The organism is Kitasatospora sp. NA04385 (assembly GCF_013364235.1).
In the GTDB taxonomy this organism is placed as follows: Bacteria; Actinomycetota; Actinomycetes; order Streptomycetales; family Streptomycetaceae; genus Kitasatospora.
In genome coordinates this window covers 795,515-811,140 of sequence record NZ_CP054919.1, presented here as the reverse complement: position 1 = coordinate 811,140, position 15,626 = coordinate 795,515, and the positions used below count along the sequence as shown (strand labels likewise).

General features: G+C 74.3%; 16 protein-coding genes and 1 pseudogene. 7 read left to right on the top strand and 10 right to left on the bottom strand.

From position 1 onward, the window contains the following. The first annotated feature begins 24 nt into the window (after window positions 1-24). Window positions 25-603, top strand: coding sequence for a TetR/AcrR family transcriptional regulator (locus tag HUT16_RS03515; RefSeq protein WP_176185365.1), 579 nt, complete (start codon window positions 25-27; stop codon window positions 601-603). Between the two features lie 233 nt (window positions 604-836). Further along, on the top strand, window positions 837-1,460 hold the full coding sequence (locus HUT16_RS03510; RefSeq protein WP_176185363.1) for a GNAT family N-acetyltransferase: 624 nt from the start codon (window positions 837-839) through the stop codon (window positions 1,458-1,460). A 306-nt stretch (window positions 1,461-1,766) separates the two neighbouring features. On the opposite strand, the gene HUT16_RS03505 is transcribed toward HUT16_RS03510, so the two are convergent. After that, entirely contained in the window at window positions 1,767-2,987 is a 1,221-nt protein-coding gene (locus HUT16_RS03505; protein WP_176185361.1) for a hypothetical protein, read from the bottom strand. Between the two features lie 345 nt (window positions 2,988-3,332). On the opposite strand from HUT16_RS03505, the gene HUT16_RS03500 reads away from it, so the two are divergent. Beyond that, a complete protein-coding gene (locus HUT16_RS03500; protein WP_176192463.1) occupies window positions 3,333-3,974 on the top strand; it encodes a class I SAM-dependent methyltransferase in 642 nt (213 codons plus the stop codon). A gap of 95 nt (window positions 3,975-4,069) precedes the next feature. Here HUT16_RS03500 and HUT16_RS03495 read toward each other — a convergent pair. Beyond that, window positions 4,070-4,375: pseudogene (locus HUT16_RS03495) on the bottom strand (alpha/beta fold hydrolase); the annotation flags it as partial. Between the two features lie 111 nt (window positions 4,376-4,486). Then, a complete protein-coding gene (locus tag HUT16_RS03490) occupies window positions 4,487-5,074 on the bottom strand; it encodes an XRE family transcriptional regulator (RefSeq protein WP_254897616.1) in 588 nt (195 codons plus the stop codon). A 290-nt stretch (window positions 5,075-5,364) separates the two neighbouring features. Between HUT16_RS03490 and HUT16_RS03485 the strand changes: the two genes are divergently transcribed. Continuing rightward, window positions 5,365-5,859 carry a YbaK/EbsC family protein gene (locus HUT16_RS03485; RefSeq protein WP_254897615.1) on the top strand — a complete coding sequence of 165 codons (495 nt, stop codon included), beginning with the start codon at window positions 5,365-5,367 and terminating at the stop codon, window positions 5,857-5,859. A gap of 226 nt (window positions 5,860-6,085) precedes the next feature. Next, window positions 6,086-6,364, top strand: a complete 279-nt coding sequence (locus HUT16_RS03480) for a hypothetical protein (RefSeq protein WP_176185359.1) — start codon at window positions 6,086-6,088, stop codon at window positions 6,362-6,364. A 9-nt stretch (window positions 6,365-6,373) separates the two neighbouring features. Here the strand turns inward: HUT16_RS03480 and HUT16_RS03475 are convergent, their stop codons facing one another. Next, on the bottom strand, window positions 6,374-7,495 hold the full coding sequence (locus HUT16_RS03475) for an IS630 family transposase (protein ID WP_176185357.1): 1,122 nt from the start codon (window positions 7,493-7,495) through the stop codon (window positions 6,374-6,376). Between the two features lie 87 nt (window positions 7,496-7,582). Beyond that, complete coding sequence (locus HUT16_RS03470; RefSeq protein ID WP_176185355.1) at window positions 7,583-8,170, bottom strand: MarR family winged helix-turn-helix transcriptional regulator; 588 nt, start codon at window positions 8,168-8,170, stop codon at window positions 7,583-7,585. A gap of 71 nt (window positions 8,171-8,241) precedes the next feature. Between HUT16_RS03470 and HUT16_RS03465 the strand changes: the two genes are divergently transcribed. Continuing rightward, a complete protein-coding gene (locus HUT16_RS03465) occupies window positions 8,242-8,955 on the top strand; it encodes an SDR family NAD(P)-dependent oxidoreductase (protein ID WP_176185353.1) in 714 nt (237 codons plus the stop codon). A 14-nt stretch (window positions 8,956-8,969) separates the two neighbouring features. Here HUT16_RS03465 and HUT16_RS03460 read toward each other — a convergent pair whose 3' ends face one another. Further along, window positions 8,970-9,266, bottom strand: coding sequence for a hypothetical protein (locus HUT16_RS03460; RefSeq protein WP_176185351.1), 297 nt, complete (start codon window positions 9,264-9,266; stop codon window positions 8,970-8,972). 148 nt (window positions 9,267-9,414) lie between these two features. Here HUT16_RS03460 and HUT16_RS03455 point away from each other — a divergent pair, with 148 nt between their 5' ends. After that, window positions 9,415-10,860, top strand: coding sequence for a DUF2254 domain-containing protein (locus HUT16_RS03455; protein WP_176185349.1), 1,446 nt, complete (start codon window positions 9,415-9,417; stop codon window positions 10,858-10,860). Between the two features lie 205 nt (window positions 10,861-11,065). Here the strand turns inward: HUT16_RS03455 and HUT16_RS03450 are convergent, their stop codons facing one another. From HUT16_RS03450 to HUT16_RS03435, 4 genes are all read right to left on the bottom strand, one after another. Then, window positions 11,066-12,022, bottom strand: a complete 957-nt coding sequence (locus HUT16_RS03450) for a cytochrome c oxidase assembly protein (RefSeq protein WP_176185347.1) — start codon at window positions 12,020-12,022, stop codon at window positions 11,066-11,068. Between the two features lie 256 nt (window positions 12,023-12,278). Then, window positions 12,279-13,274, bottom strand: a complete 996-nt coding sequence (locus HUT16_RS03445) for a 2-hydroxyacid dehydrogenase (protein WP_176185345.1) — start codon at window positions 13,272-13,274, stop codon at window positions 12,279-12,281. A 64-nt stretch (window positions 13,275-13,338) separates the two neighbouring features. Continuing rightward, window positions 13,339-14,364 (bottom strand): 6-phosphofructokinase, encoded by a 1,026-nt coding sequence (locus HUT16_RS03440; protein WP_176185343.1) that lies wholly within the window; start codon window positions 14,362-14,364, stop codon window positions 13,339-13,341. 314 nt (window positions 14,365-14,678) lie between these two features. Next, window positions 14,679-15,404, bottom strand: coding sequence for a type 1 glutamine amidotransferase (locus HUT16_RS03435; RefSeq protein ID WP_176192460.1), 726 nt, complete (start codon window positions 15,402-15,404; stop codon window positions 14,679-14,681). Window positions 15,405-15,626 lie beyond the last annotated feature (222 nt).

Below are 15,626 nucleotides of genomic sequence, written 5' to 3'. Positions count from 1 at the left end.
TGCAAACATCAGGGAGCGTGACGCATGCCACCACAGACCGGCCCCTACCACCACGGCGACCTGCGCGCCGCTTGCCTGCGCGCCGCGCACGACCTCCTGGAGCAGGACGGCAGCGCCGCCCTCTCGCTGCGCGCCGTCGCCCGCCGGGCCGGGGTCTCGGCCACCGCGCCCTACCGCCACTTCGCCGACCGCGACGCGCTGCTCTCCGCCGTCGCCGCCCAGGGCTACCGCGCCCTCGCCGCCCAGCTCGCCGCCACCCACCCCGCCCCCCGGGACCCGGACGCCCTGGCCTCGGTCGCCGCCGCCTACGTCCGCTTCGCGGTCGACCGGCCCGCGCTGTTCCGGGTGATGTTCGCCGAGCCCTGCGACCCGGCCGACCCGGAGCGCGCCGCCGCGACCGCCGCGATGTGGGACTACGTGCACGCGATCGTCCGCGACGCCTTCCCCGGCGCCGACCCCGGGCCGATGTCCACCGCCGTCTGGGGCCTGGTCCACGGCCTGGCCTTCCTCCACCTGGACGGCAAGCTCGACACCGCCGACCAGGCCGCCACCGACACCCGCGTCCGCGCCGCCGTCCGCGCCCTGCTCGGCGCCACCGGCTGAGCGCCGGAGCCCGGCGTCCGCCGAGTGCCGGGCCCCGGCGTCCACGGGGAGGGCGCCACCCCGGCGTCCACGGGGAGAAACTCCGTGGGGCGAAACCCCTTGGGGTGAAACTCCGTGGGGCGAAACTCCGTTGACGCCGCATCGGCGCACCCGGTTCGCTGCTACCAGCGATCACCGCGGGCGCGCCCGGGCACGGACGGGGGCGGCCGCACGGCAGACGGGGTGGGACGGGCGTGGCGTACCGACTGGAGGGCCCGGCGCTGGAGGGCGGCCTGGTGCGGCTGGAGCCGCTGGAGCACCGGCACGCCGAGGAGCTGGCGCGGGCGGCGGGGGAGAGCCGGGACAGCTACGGCTTCACCTGGGTGCCGGAGCCGGACGCCGTCACCGACTACATCGACGCCCAGTACGTCCGGCTCGCCACCGGCCGGCTCGCCCCGTACGCGCAGATCTCGCTGGCCACCGGCCGGGCCGTCGGCGCGACCGCCTTCTGGGAACCGCGCACCCTGCCGGACAGCGACGTCCTGTACGCCGTCGAGATCGGCTTCAGCTGGCTGGCCGCGTCCGCCCAGGGCACCGGCATCAACGCGGAGTCCAAGCTGCTGCTGTTCCAGCACGCCTTCGAGCAGTGGAACGTCCGCCGGGTCGACCTCAAGACCGACGCCCGCAACGAGCGCTCCCGCGCCGCCATCGCCTCCGTCGGCGCCCGCTTCGAGGGCGTCCTGCGCAAGTGGTCGCGCTCCTGGGCCCCCGGCGAGGACGGCCTGCTGCGGGACGCCGCGATCTTCTCGATCACCGACGACGAGTGGCCGCAGGCCAAGGCCGCCCTCCGGGAGCGCGTGGCCCGCTACGGCCGGTGACCCGGCGGTCGGCTCACTTCCCGTGCGGGGGAGGCGGGTTGGCCGGCCCGGGTGGTGGCGGGGGCGCGCCGCCGATCCCGGTCGGCTTGCCGGACGGCGCTTTCTGCGGTGCCACGTGGCCCTCCTCGGTGCGGACGGCGGCGGAACGGGCCGCTGCCGGCGAGTGCGGTCAACGGCTGGATTCCCCGCGCACGCCCGGCTGATGCGACCGCGCGCCCGTGCGCCGGGCGCCTGCCCCGCGCACCGGCCGCGCCCGCTCCGCCGGAGCTGAGCACCGTCCGTCCTGTCGGAGCTCAGCCCCGTCCCCTACCGGGGCTGAGCGCCGCCCTCCGGAACGGCGGTGGCCCACTGGTGGACGGTGCCCTGGTGCAGGGCGGCGTAGACCCGGTCGCGCAGCGCGTTCGCGTCCGCGTCCGTGAGGGTGCGGTGCAGGTCCCGCAGGACCACCTTGACCAGCAGGTTCTGCTGGTCCGGGCGGGCGCCGAGCCGGGCCAGCGCCTGCGGGGGGAGCAGGTGGCAGGGGGTGGCGGAGAGGATCTCGACCGTCTCCACGCAGTCCGCGTCCGCGCCGAGGGCGTCCCGGACGCGGTCGCCGAGGTCCTCCGCCAGGTCGGCGCCGTCCACCGCGACGGACAGGTCCCGGCGGACCGCCGGAAGCGCCGAGACCGGCCGGTACGGGGCCAGGTCGGTGAGCTGGGCGGCGACGGCCGGGGCGGTGGAGCGCAGCAGCCGGATGTCCGGGACGCCCTTGAGCAGCATCAGCACCCGGTCCAGGCCCATGCCGAGCGCCAGCCCGCTCCACTCCGGCCCCAGCCCGGCCCCGGCCAGCACCTCGGGGTGCGCGAGCCCGCACTCGGCGATCTCCACCCACTCGCCGCCGCCCCCGTCGCCCCCGCTGTCCTCGCCGCTCCCGCCCGCCGCGACGTCCAGTTGACGCCCCGCCAGGGTGTACGGGTGGACGCGCTCCTCGGTGCGGTACCCGGCCCCCGGCAGCAGCGCCTCCGCGAGCGCGGCGATCATCCCCGTCAGGTCCTCCGGACCGGTCGGTGTCGGGCGCCGGGTCAGGTACCACAGGTCCAGCTGGTGCGGGGTGCCGCTGTGCAGCCGGTCGATGCTGTCGCGCCGGTACACCAGGCCGGGGCAGACCAGCAGCACGCTCTCCGGGGCCTCCCCGTCCGCGGCCCGCGCGGCGAGGCCCCGCAGCGCCCCCGGCACCAGCGCGCTGGAGTGGCTGCGCAGCATCCGCCGGCCGTCGACGTACCGGGTGTAGCGGGCGTCCCGAGTGACGTCGTCCGCACGGTAGTTGAGGTGGTCGTAGTTGTCGGCGACGGTCACCACCCGTTCGCCCCGGTGCACCCGCACCGGGCAGTCCCACCGCCCGGCCAGCGCCGCCACCGCCCGGTCGACGAGCAGTTGCAGGGCGTGCGGCCCGGCGGCCGGGTCGGTCAGGTCACGGACGGCGAGATCGCGGGCGAGCTGCTCGGGGGAGAGGGGACGGACGGCGGTGCGGGCAGGGGTGTCGGACATGGCGGCCTCCGGGCCAACGGCGGAAGAAACGGGACGGAGAGGGGGACACCACACCCCCCGGCCCCTGGGCACGACCCGCCGCCGGGGCCGACCCGTGCTGCCGAACTCGCTACCGGCGCGACGGAACCCGCCCCCTGCGGCACCCATCGGGAGCCGGGGGGCCGGTAAATCGGCGAGAGATCGCTACGACGGCCACGCCCCGAGTCTAGACACCCCGCCGCCCCCACCCGCAACAGGTTTCTCCCCGCCGCCCCGCCGCTAGGCTGGGCGCCCCCGGGAGCCCCCGTGCGACCGGAGCGCGGACCGGAGCGCGGACGGAACGAGCGGGTGGGAGAGGCGCGGCGGATGGCGGCGAACAGCGGGGTCGGGCAGGCGTACGACGGGGTGGCCGAGCTGTACGCCAACCTGTTCCGCGGTGAACTCGGCGGCCGGGAGGACGACTTGGCGGCCATCCGGCGGCTGGCCGGTACGCCCGCGGTGGCGGAGCGCGGGCTGCCGGTGGGCGACCTCGGCTGCGGGCCGGGGGAGGCGACCGAACTGCTCGCCGGGCTCGGCGTCCGCGCCCTGGGCCTCGACCTGTCGGCCGGCATGCTCGCGCAGGCCCGCCTCGCCCACCCCGAACGGCCGTTCGTGCAGGGCTCGTTGACGGCGCTCCCGCTCGCCGACGGCAGCCTCGGCGCGATCCTCGCCCGCTACTCGCTGATCCACTTCCCGCCTGCCGAACTCCCCGCCGCACTCGCCGAGTTGCACCGCGTCCTGGCCCCGGGCGGACAGCTCCACACCGGCTTCTTCGCCGCCGATCCCGAACTGGGCGACACCGACCGCCCGGTCCCCTTCGACCACAAGGTCACCACCGCCCACCGCTGGCCGGTCGACACCCTCGCCGCACTCTTCCGCGCGGCCGGTTTCACCGAGACCGCCCGCACCCTGCGCGCCCCCGCCCCGGGCGAACGCTTCCCGCAGGGGACGCTGACGCTCACCGCGTGAGAGCCGCCGCCCACCTCGGGCAACCCGCCCGCTCGGAGCGTCCCGGCGTCCAGGTCGTGCAGCAACTCGGCGATCAGGCAGTGCAGTTCGGCCGGGCGCTCCAGGTGCACGTCATGACCGGCACCCGGCAGGATGACCGCGCGGACCTCCGGGCGCAGCGCCGGCATCCGGTCCGTCCCGGCGGCCGGGACGATGCCGTTCCCGCCGAGCACCAGCAGGGTCGGGCAGGTCGGCGCGGCCCAGTCGTCCCAGCCGTCCCCGTGGTCGCGGGCGGCCGACGGAGCCAGCGAGCCGACCGTCACCTCGGTGTCGAAGCGCGGCCACCAGCCGTCCGGACGCTGTTCCAGCCCGTCCGCCCCGCCGACGCGGCCTGGGAGGAGACCCCGAGTACCGCGCGACATCGAACGCCGAGAGCTGCGCCGCCTGGTACGACCGGGCCTCCGACACCGTCTACGCGCGGGTGATCCGGTCGCGGGTGCCGATCGACTGACGGACCGCCACCCGCGGCGCGCTCACCCGTGCGGGTGGCGCACCACCAGCACCGCCTCGACGTCCCGCTCCAGCGCCTCGTAGCGGTGCGGGACGTCCGCCGCCCAGGTGTGGTGCCCGCCCGGGGCGACCGCGACGGGTGACTCCTCGGTGCCGACCAGCGCGGTGCCCGACAGGACGACCAGGTGCTCCACCGTCCCCGGCGGGTGCGCCGCCGAACGCCGCACCCCGCCCGGCCGGATCCGGATCCGGTAGGTCTCCGACACCGCCGCCGCGTCCTCGAACCGCTCCAGCAGCACCGCGTCCAGCACCCGCCCGGACACCTCCGGGCCGAGCGCCCGCCCCGTCGCGGCCTCCCGGACGGCCTGCTCGGGCGCCTGCAACGCGGCACTCAGCGGCAGGCCCAGCGCGGTGGTCAACGCGTACAGCGTCTCCAACGTCGGATTGCGCGAACCCGACTCCAGCCCCGACAGGGTGGCCTTGCCGACACCCGAACGCCGGGCCAGCTCCGAGAGCGAGAGCCCCCGCGCCGCACGCAACTCACGCAGCCGCAGCCCGATCCGCGCCGAGAGCTCGGCACTCGCCGAGACCACCACCGAAGCCGCGCTCACTGCCGCCGCACCCGTCGCCGCCGGGCTCGTCGCCACCGTGCCCGCCGCCGCTGCACCTGTCACTGCCTTGCTCGCCATCGCCGCATCCGCCATTGCTGCATTCACTGCCGCGCTCGCTGCCGCCGCATCCCTCGCCGTCGGCGCTGTGCCCGCCACCGCTGCACCCGTCGCCGCCGTGCTCGCTGCCGCTGCACCCGGCGAAGTCGGTTGATCCGCTGCTCTCATGGGGTCTATCGTTCCACATACGGAACGTTCTGTATGTGGAACGCCAGGCACTCCGAGGAGCCCCCGTGGACCCAGTGACCATCGCCACCCCCCTCCACGCCCGCAGCGCCCGGGTCGCCGCCGCGCTGGCGGCCGCCGGGATTCCGGGCGAGGTGCGCCAACTCGCCGACTCCACCCGCACCGCGGCCGAGGCCGCCGCCGCGCTCGGTTGCGAGATCGGCGCCATCGCCAACAGCCTGGTGTTCGTCTCCGACGGCGAGCCCGTGCTCGTCCTCACCAGCGGGCGCCACCGCGTCGACACCGCCGCCCTCGCCGCCCGCTGGGGGCGCGGTCCGCTGCGCCGGGCCACCCCCGAGCAGGTCCGGGAGGCCACCGGCCAGGTCATCGGCGGCGTCGCTCCCACCGGCCACCCCCGCTCGCTGCCCACCGTCGTCGACCAGGCCCTCGCCGACTACCCCCGGGTCTGGGCCGCCGCCGGGACTCCGCACACGGTCTTCCCCACCACCGCCGAGGAGTTGCTCCGCCTCACCGGCGGCACCGTCCTCCCGGTCGGCCCCTGACCCCGCCCCACCCCCACCCCCGGCCGGATCGGCTGCACGCATCACGCCCACGCACCGCCCCAACTCCCGCCCCAACTCCCGGCCCGAACTCCCCGCCCGGAGGGCCTAGTGCTCTGACCGACAACGTTCACGGTGTTGGGTGTTGTGGGATCGAGCGGGGTGAGCGGTCGTGGAGCTATGGCACTGATGGTGGCCTGGACGCCTGCGCGGGTGGCAGCATCGCCTCGTGATCACTCGCGTTGAAGAGGGCGAAGCTGTGGCTCAGGGAGACGAAGTAGTCAGGGCCCTTCTGGCGGCGATGGCGACCTTGGAGGACCTCGTCACAGGGGGGCATGACTCTCATGTGGCGCTGAGCACTCTGGAAGAGATGGCCTACGAGCTGGGCAGGATGGACGCGGGCGAGCACCAGCGGTTCATCGAGGGGCTGGAGCGCGTTGCCGCAGAAGAACCGAGCCGGGCCGCCTGGATCCGGGGCATCCCGGATGCACTGGGCCTTGATCATTGAGGCCCGAGATCACGCAGCCTCATTGACAGGCCGTCCACCCCGGCGGAGTCCCTTCTCACTGCGGATACGGGCGCGTTCGCGGCGTTGGGCGGTCAGGACGTCGGGGTGGCGGGCGTTGGCGTTGCGCCAGCGCAGGTATGCGTGCAGGGCGCGAGTCTGGACCGGGTGGTTCGGGTGGTTGGAGCCGGCAAGGGTGAACTGCCGCAGTGGGCCGAAGTGCGCCTCGATCGGGTTCGCCCAGGATGCGTTCGTCGGGGTGAAGCACAGGTGGGCGTTGTTGTTCTTCGCCCAGCGCAGGATCTTCTTTCCGTTGTGGGCGGAGAGGTTGTCCAGGATCACGTAGAGCGGGGTGCCGTCCGGGCGGGCAGCACGGATCGACTTGAGCGCGGCCAGGGTGTTCGTGGTGCCCTTGCGGCGCCGGTTGACGCCCCACAGGGTGTCGTCGCCGATGGAGTAGCAGCCGTGGAAGTAGGTCACGCCGTGAGTTCGTTTGTAGGTCGCCGGCAGCCGGTCGGGCCTGCCCTGTTCGGCCCAGCAGTTGCCCGTGGTGGGGCGGATGCCGAGCGGTCCGGACTCGTCGAACGCGAATGTGCGGTCGGGGAAGTGCTCCAGGACGTGCTCGATCCGGTCGAGCTCGGCGTCGTAGTCGGGGTCGGTGGACTCCTTCCAGGTCTTGGTGCGCTGGAAGGTGACGCCGCGACGGGCGAGCAGGCAGCGCAGGGCCTCGCGGCCGATGCGTATCACCCGGCCGTGGACGCGTCGCAGGTAGGCGAGCAGTTTGCGGATGGACCAGCGGGTGAAGGGCTGGCCGAGTTTGGCCGGGCGGGTGGTGACTGTCTGGACGACGAAGTCCTCGTCGTCAGTGCTGATCAGGCGGGGACGGCCTCCCGCCCACCGAGGGTCCAGGCAGGCCGGGCCGATCTCGTTGAACCGGTGGATGACACCCCGCACCGTGCCCTCGTCGGCCTGCGCGAGCTGGGCGATCACCGGGATCCGGTTGCCGCCGGCCGAGGCCAGCAACATCATCGCCCGCCGGTAGCGCACCGAGCTGGTGCTGCCCCGGCGCACGATCCTCTGTAACTGCTGGCCCTCGTGGCCCGTGAGCCTTCGGACCCTGACCGGCTCTGCCATCGCGCCCCTCCGAGTTGAACGTCTCGCGACATCCAACCGGCCGAAGGTCCGCCAGCGCCAACCCGGCGAACCTACTCGGTCAGAGCACTAGTCGGCGGGGCCGATCCGCCCGCGCAGGTCGGCGAGCAGGCGGTCGAGCAGTCCGGCGAGCGCGGTGCGCTCGGTGGGGGAGAGCCCGGTGACGAGTTCGGCCTCCCGGCCCAGCACGGCGTCCACCGAGCGCTCGATCAGCGCGTGCCCGTCCGGCGTCAGCGTGACCAGCACCGCCCGCGCGCCGGCCGGGTCGGGGGAGCGGCGCACCAGGCCCTCCCGCTCCGCCCGGGCCACCCGCTGCGAGATCGCCCCGGCGGTGACCAGCGTCCGCCGGGTCAGCTCCCGCGTCGTCAGCTCGTACGGCGCACCGGCGCGGCGCAGCACCGCCAGCAGGTCGAGCGTCGCCGCGTCGATCCCGGCCGCGCGCAGCACCCGGTTGCGGTCGTCGGCGAAGAGCTTGGCGAGCTGCCAGACCGGCGTGACGATCTCGATCGAGTCGGTGGGCGTACCCGGCCGCTCCCGCTGCCACGCGGCCGCGATCGCCGCCGCCGAACGGCTGTCCGGGCTGGCCGGGCTGTCCGACACCCGCCCCCCGCTCCCGCTCCCGTCCCCGCTCCCGGCCCCCTCGGTGGGCTCGGCCATGGGCTTGCCTCCTGCCGCTCCTGAGCTATGTTTAGTGCTAAACGTAGCAGTCGCAGCCGCAGGAGGACGCAGTGACCCGTACCGTGCTCGTCACCGGAGGAACCAGCGGCATCGGCCGCGCCGTCGCCGCCCGGTTCGCCGCCGACGGGGCCGAGGTGCACCTGACCGGGCGGCGGGCGGAGCCGGTGGAGCGGGTCGCGCGGGAGCTCGGCGCGCACGGGGTGGTCTGCGACGCGACCGACCCGGTGGCCACCGCCGCCCTGGCCGCCCGCTTCCGGACGCTGGACGTGCTGGTCAACGCCGCCGGCGGCCTGCCCGCCGGGCCCGCCACCGGCACCCCGCTCGGCGACCTGCTCGCCGCCTGGCAGGCCAGCCTCGCGCAGAACCTGCTCGGCGCCGTCCTCACCACCGAGGCCGTGCGCCCCGCCCTGGCCCCGGGCGGCACGGTGATCAGCCTGGGCTCGATCGGCGCCGAGCGGCGCGGCGGCGCGTACGGGGCCGCCAAGGCCGCCCTCGCGGCCTGGAACGCCGCGCTGTCGGCCGAGTTGGCGCCCCGCGGGGTCAGCTGCAACGTCATCGCGGCGGGCTACGTCGAGGGCACCGGCTTCTTCGGCGGGGCCCTCCCCGAGGAGCGCCGCCGCGCCCTGATCGAGGAGACCCACGACGGCCGCCCCGGCACCGTCGAGGACATCGCCGCCACCGCGCACTTCCTCGCCTCGCCCGGGGCCCGCCACCTCACCGGCCAGACCCTGCACGTCAACGGCGGTGCGCACACCACCCGTTGACCGGCCCGGCGGCGTCAGGCGTTCCGCTTGGCCCGCTGCTCGGCCTCGCGCAGCAGGGCCGCCGCGTCGTCGAGGTGGACGCGCGCCGACTCCGCGGGCCAACTGGTGCTGTGGGTGCTCCGGCGCTCGACGGCGACGGCCGCCAGCTCCTGGAGCGACTCCACCAGGGCCGCCAGCGACCCCAGCAGGTGGTGCTCGTCCGCCTCCGGGAACCGGCTCCGGGCGGCCCGCAACGGGGCGGTCACCTCCTCGCGGAGCCTGTCCCGCGCCTCGTCCAGTCCGGTGACGGCCTTCTGCACTTCGGCGTCCACGTCCGCTCCTCTCCGCCACGGCCGGCCGACCGCCGTCCGCTCCCGTGCGACCTACCCCTTTCCGGATCACCGCATCCGCCGGGAAAGACCCTCCGACGCCTCCGCGTCCCTCCCGGGCACCGCCCCCGCCCGCCGCTAGCCTGGCCCGATGAGCAGCGGTCAGGGCGGCGGCCAGGGCGGTGGACAGCCCGGCGGGCCGGACGGGGAACCGGACGGCGGGCGGGACGGGGAGCCGGGCGGCGGGCGGCGCGGCCCCCGGTGGAACGGAGCGCGACCGGGCGCGCAGCAGGGCGGCAAGCGCCGCCGACCGCGCTACCGGGCCCTGTCGCCGCTGCGCGAGCACCTGCGCGAGGCGTTCTGGTTCGCCCCGCTGCTGACCTGCGTCGGAGCGGTGCTGCTGGCCGGGCTGACCGACCTGCTGGACCGGGAGATCTTCGCCGAGGCCTCCGCCGCGCAGACCGCCGACACCCTGCTGTCGTTCAGCTCGGCCGCCAAGAGCGTGGTCTCCACCGTCAGCTCCGCGATGCTGACCTTCATCGGCGTGGTGTTCTCCATCTCGCTGGTCTCGCTGCAGATGGCCGCCAGCCAGTTCAGCCCCCGGGTGCTGCGCCTGTACGTGCGCAGCCGCCTGATCAAGGCCACCTTCGCCACCTGCCTGGCCACCTTCGTCTACACCCTGCTCGTCCAACTCGGCTACGACGACACCACCGACCCGTCCCGCGCGGTCTCCGTCCCGATCGTCTCCACGATCGTCGCGCTCGCCATGGTGATGCTCAGCCTGGCCCTGTTCGTGCTGTACGTGCAGGCCACGATGCGCCTGCTGCGGGTGCCGCACGTGATCGACCGGGTCACCCGGGAGTCCCTCCAGGTGCTCCAGGACTACCGCTGGCTGGCCCCCGAGGTCGGCCCGACCCCCGGCGCCGTCCCGCCGGGCCGGGTGCTGCTGCACGAGGGCCGCGGCGGCGTCCTGCGCGACGTCAACATCCGCTGGCTGATCCGGGTCGCCCGGCGGCACGGCACCGTGCTCCACCAGGTGCCCCGGATCGGCGACTTCATCGCGCCCGGCACCCCGACCGTGGTCGTGGTCGGCGGCACTCCGCCCCGGCCGCGCCGGATCACCACCGCGCTGAACGTCGGCGTCGACCGCACCATGCACCAGGACCTCTGCTTCGGCTTCCGCCAGCTCGTCGACATCGCCGTCCGCGCCCTCTCCCCGGCCGTCAACGACCCCACCACCGCCGTGCAGGCCGTCGACCGGATCCACCAGCTGCTCGCCGTCCTCGCCCCCGTCCACCTCGGCGAACTGCGTCACCGGGACAAGGACGGCGCGGTCCGGCTGGTCCAGCCGGTACCGGGCTGGGCGGCCACCGTGGACCTGGCGTTCACCGAGATCCGGATCTGCGCCGCCACCCAGCCCCAGGTCACCCGCCGCCTCGCCGCCGCCCTCGACGACCTGCTGCGGATCACCCCCGAAGCGCGCCGCCCCCCGCTGCTGCTCCAGCGCCGGCTGCTGGAGCGCGCCGTCGCCGCCGCCGTCCACGACGAGGACAACCGCCTCTTCGCCCTCACCCCCGACCGCCAGGGCATCGGCTGACCGTTCCCGGACCGACCGTTCCCGGGCCGACCGGCCCCGGACCGACCGGCCCCGGACCGACCGTTCCCGGGCCGACCGGCCCCGGACCGACCGGCCCCGGACCGACCGGCCCCGGACCGACCGTTCCCGGGCCGGGCTCCGATGCGCGAACCGCCCGGAACGGGAAGCCGTTCCGGGCGGTTCGCGGTGCCGTGCGGGGCGGGGACTACCCGGCGGCGCGGTTGGCGGACTTGTCCAGCGAGGCCAGGTACCGGTTGTACGCCTCCAACTCGGCGTCGCCGTCCCGGTCCGCGGCCCGGTCGCGGCGGCGGGCCTGCCGCTCCTCGGACTTCGCCCACTGCAGGGTGAGCGCGATCAGCACGATCGCGGTGGGGATCTCGCCGAACGCCCAGGTGATGCCGCCGGCCAGCTGCTGGTCGTCGTGCAGGTTCGTCCCGGCGGGCGCCGTCGCGGCGGAGAAGGTGGACACCAGCTGCCCGGAGGCCATCATCACCGCGACGCCGAAGAACGCGTGGAACGGCATGCCCATGAACAGCTCGATGATCCGCATCACGAAGCCGGGCCGGTGCGGGCCCGGGTCGACGCCCATGATCGGCCAGAAGAACAGCATGCCGACGGCGAGGAAGTGCAGCATCATCGCCAGGTGCCCGATCCGGTACTGCATCAGGAAGTCGAACAGCGGCGTGAAGTACAGCACGTACAGGCTGGCGATGAACGCCGGGATGGTGAACGCCGGGTGCGAGACGATCCGCACGTAGGTGGAGTGCAGCAGGGCGACCAGCAGTTCGCGCGGGCCCCGGCCGCTGCCCTTGCGGGCCGGGCGCAGGGCGCGCAGCGCGAGGGTGATCGGGCCGCCCAGCAGCAGCAGGATCGGGGAGAGCATGGACAGCACCATGTGCTGCATCATGTGGGCGCTGAACAGCACCATGCCGTAGTCGTTCAGGCCGGTGTTGGTGACCAGCAGCACCGTGCCGACGCCGGCCGTCCAGGCGATCACCCGGCCGACCGGCCACCTGTCGCCGCGCCGCCACAGCCGGACGGCCCCCGCCAGGTACAGGCCGAGGGCGAGCGCGCAGAACACCAGGTAGGGCCAGTCGGGCGACCACTCCAGGGCGCGGGAGAAGGAGAAGGGGGGGAGCGGTCCGCCTCCGTGGTGGTGCATCCCCGTCATGCCGTCGCCCATCGGGCGGCCCCGCTTTCGTCCATGCCGACCGGGCCGCGCGAGCGGCGGCCAGGTCCGGCCCGGTGTGGCCCGGTCCGGTTTGGTCCGGTTTCGTTCGGGCCCCAGCCTAAGCGCCGCTTACCCCCGCCCCCCGGGCGCCCCCGCCCGCAGCCCCCCGGCCCCGCCCGCAGCATCCCGGGCGCCCCCGCCCGTCGGGGCTCCCGCCTGCCGAGGGGCTCCGGGCGGGTCCGGCGGGTCAGCCCTTCGGCACCAGGGTGTTCTCGTTGGTGCGGCCCGCCGCGTAGTCGTCGATGTTGCGGACGGTGGTGTCGATGATCTGGCCCACGGCGGTGCGGGTGTAGTACGCCTGGTGGCTGGTGACGAGGACCTGGGGGAAGGTGACCAGCCGGGCCAGGGTGTCGTCGGTGATGCCCTGGATGGACTGGTCGGTGAAGAAGACGCCGGTCTCCTCCTCGTAGACGTCGAGGCCGACGCCGGAGAGGCGCCCGGCGCGCAGCGCCTCGACCAGGGCCGCGCTGTCGACGAGGCCGCCGCGGCTGGAGTTGACCAGGATCGCGTCGTCCTTCATCCGGGCGAGCGCGGCGGTGTCGATCAGGTGGTGGGTGGACGGCAGCAGCGGGACGTGCAGGCTGATCAGGTCGGACCGGGAGAGCAGCTCGGGGAGCTCGGTGTAGGTCATGCCGAGCTCCCGGCAGGCGGGGTTCTCCGCGATGTCCCAGCCGAGGAGGTGGGTGCCGAACCCGGCGGCGATCCGGGCGAAGCACTCGCCGATCTTGCCGGTGCCGATGACGCCGACGGTCATGCCGTGGATGTCGCGGCCGAGCAGGCCGTCGAGGCGGAAGTCGAACTCGCGGGAGCGGCCGGCGGCCCGGGTGAGCCGGCGGTTGACCGCCAGGGCGAGGGTCCAGGCGTGTTCGGCGACCGCGTAGGGGCTGTAGTAGGAGACCCGCGCGATGGTGAGGCCGAGCCCGGCGGCGGCGTCGAGGTCGATGTTGTTGAAGCCGGTGGAGCGCTGGGCGATCACCTCGGTGCCGCCCGCGGCGAGGACGGCGAGCGTTCCGGCGTCGAGCTCGTCGTTGACGCTGGTGCTGACGGCCGGGTAGCCGGCGGCGAGCGGGGCGGTGTCGCGGTTGAGGAACACGGCCAGGGTGCGCAGGGAGTGGCGGCCCGCGAAGGCCTCCTCCAGGAGCGGCTGTTCGTCTGCTTGGACGCCGTAGGCGAGGATCTCCATGCGGTGAGGCTATCGCCGGGGGCGCGGGCGGCGGACCGCGACGCGCCCCCGGGGTGCCGGGCCGTCAGATGACGGTCTCGGCCTCCTTGTAGCGCTCCGCCGGAACGGTCTTCAGCTCGGCGACGGCCTCGCCCAGCGGCACCAGCTTGATCTCGGTGCCCTGGAGCGCCGTGATGTGGCCGAACGCGCCCTTGTGGGCGGCCTCCACCGCGTGCCAGCCGAAGCGGGTCGCCAGGACGCGGTCGTACGCGGTCGGGGTGCCGCCGCGCTGGGTGTGGCCGAGGATGACCGGGCGGGCCTCCTTGCCGAGGCGGTGCTCCAGCTCGCGGGAGAGCTGGGTGGCGATGCCGGTGAACCGCTCGTGGCCGTACATGTCCTTGGTGCCCTCCTCCCACGGCATGGTGCCGGGCTCGGGCTTCGCGCCCTCGGCGCAGACCACGATCGCGAACTTCTTCTGCCGGTCGAAGCGTTCGCGCACGACCTCGGTCAGCTTGTCGATGTGGAACGGGCGCTCCGGCACCACGATGGCGTGCGCACCGGCCGCCATGCCCGCGTTCAGCGCGATCCAGCCGGTGTGCCGGCCCATCACCTCGACCACCATGACGCGCTGGTGCGACTCGGCGGTGGTCTTCAGCCGGTCCAGCGCCTCGGTGGCCACCGAGACGGCGGTGTCGAAGCCGAAGGTGACGTCGGTGCAGGCGATGTCGTTGTCGATGGTCTTCGGCACGCCGACCACCGGCAGGCCCGCGTCGCTCATCAGCTTCGCGGCCTTCAGGGTGCCCTCGCCGCCGATCGGGATGACCGCGTCGATGCCCAGGTCCGCACAGTACTGCTTGGCGCGCTCGACGCCGTCGCGCAGGTGGCTGGGCTGCACCCGGGACGAGCCCAGGATCGTGCCGCCCTGGGCGAGGATGCCGCTCACCGAGTCGAGCGTCAGCGGACGGTGCACGCCCTCCAGAAGACCGCGCCAGCCGTCCTCGAAGCCGATGATCTCGTCGCCGTGGTCGACCACCCCCCGGTGGACCACGGAACGGATGACGGCGTTCAGGCCGGGACAGTCACCGCCGCTGGTCAGGACACCAATACGCATTGCTTTGCCAACTCCCGAGCAGGATCGGACGGCCGGACTGGTGGGTGGGAATCGGGCATACCGCCCGAAACTGACCTGCTGCACAGCATACGGTTCCTGCGTCCGGCCGAGCCGAAACCGACGCGGGGGCGGCTTCCTCGACGCACCACGCGTAACTGCGACCCGACCGCCGAGGAGGGTGTTGCGTCCGGGCTCTCCATATTCTCCTACGAAGTCGTCCGGCGGCGGGACGGCTGACCACATGGCGGTCAGCCGTCCACCACCGTGACCTCGGCTTACGCGCGGGTGAACGCGCGGCGGGGCCGCTGCGGCGGCTACGCGGGACGGGCCGCGGCGATCCGCTCCTCGCGCAGCGCGTCGTACCACGTGGTGTCGGCCGGCGGCAGCGCGTTCACGTCCAGCGCCAGCTTGATCAGCAGGTCGGCGACGGCGGGGTTGCGGGCCATCACCGGGCCGTGCAGGTAGGTGCCGAACACCGTGTCGCGCCAGGCGCCCTCGGTGCCGTCGCCGGTGCCGTTGCCCCGGCCGACCTGCACGGTGGCGAACGGGCTGACGCCCTCGCCGAGGTGGGTGACGCCCTGGTGGTTCTCGAAACCGGTCAGCTGCGGCAGGTTCAGCTGCGGGCTCACGTCCGCCAGCACGTCGCCGACGCAGCGCGAACCCTCGCCGCGGACGGTCCACACGTCCAGCAGCCCCAGGCCCGGCTCGCGCTCGCCCAGGTCGTTGATGAACTCGTGGCCCAGGATCTGGAAGCCCGCGCAGACCGAGAAGATGATCGCGCCGTTCTCGGCCGCCCGGACCAGCCCGCCGTCGTTGCGCAGCCGCTCCGCCGCCAGCCGCTGCGGACGGTCCTCACCGCCGCCGATCAGGTAGATGTCGCCACTGGTCGGCACCGACTGGTCGGAGCGCACGTCGATCCGCTGCACCCCGAGGCCGCGCTGCCGCGCCCGCCGCTCCACCACCAGCGCGTTGCCGCGGTCGCCGTACGTCGACAGCAGGTCCGGGTACACCCAGACCACCCGCAGGCTGCTCTCGCTCATCCTCGAAGACCTCCCGAACTGCTGCTGGGGCGCGGGCCGCTGCGGAGCGTCCCCGCCGTACTGCTGGTGCTGCGGGTCGCCGTACGCCTGCTGCTGCTCGTACTGCTGGTGCTGCCGGGGCTGCTGCTGCTCGTACGGCTCGTACTGCTGGTGCTGCTGCTCGTACGGCTGCTGCGGGTCGCCGTACTGGGGCTGCCCGTACGGCTGTCGGCCGTACTGCTG